Below are 369 nucleotides of genomic sequence, written 5' to 3'. Positions count from 1 at the left end.
CGGTCGACACCACCGCCCCGATGATCAGCGTAGACGCGCCGGACAACAGCAGCGACAACACCCCGACCATCAGCGGCAAAACCGATGCGCCCGCCGGTTCGGTGGTAACCGTAGTGGTAACCGGTTCGGACGGCCAGAGCCAAACCGTTACCACCACCGTCAAGGCAGACGGCAGCTACAGCGTAGACGTGCCCAAAGCCCTGCCCGACGGCGGCTACACCGCCGAAGCCTCGGTGAAAGATCCCGCCGGCAACGAAGGCAAAGCCAAAGACAACGGCTCGGTCGACACCACCGCCCCGATGATCAGCGTAGACGCGCCGGACAACAGCAGCGACAACACCCCGACCATCAGCGGCAAAACCGATGCGC

The 369-nt window shown here is 64.5% G+C and carries 1 protein-coding gene; it reads left to right on the top strand.

Features of this window, described 5'->3' with window-relative positions:
• A partial coding sequence (locus IR141_RS13060; RefSeq protein ID WP_209304468.1) for an Ig-like domain-containing protein occupies positions 1–369 on the top strand: 369 nt, incomplete at both ends.

It is taken from the genome of Neisseria sp. 19428wB4_WF04 (genome assembly GCF_015235335.1).
Lineage (GTDB): Bacteria > Pseudomonadota > Gammaproteobacteria > Burkholderiales > Neisseriaceae > Neisseria > Neisseria musculi.
This window is presented reverse-complemented; position numbering and strand designations above follow the sequence as displayed.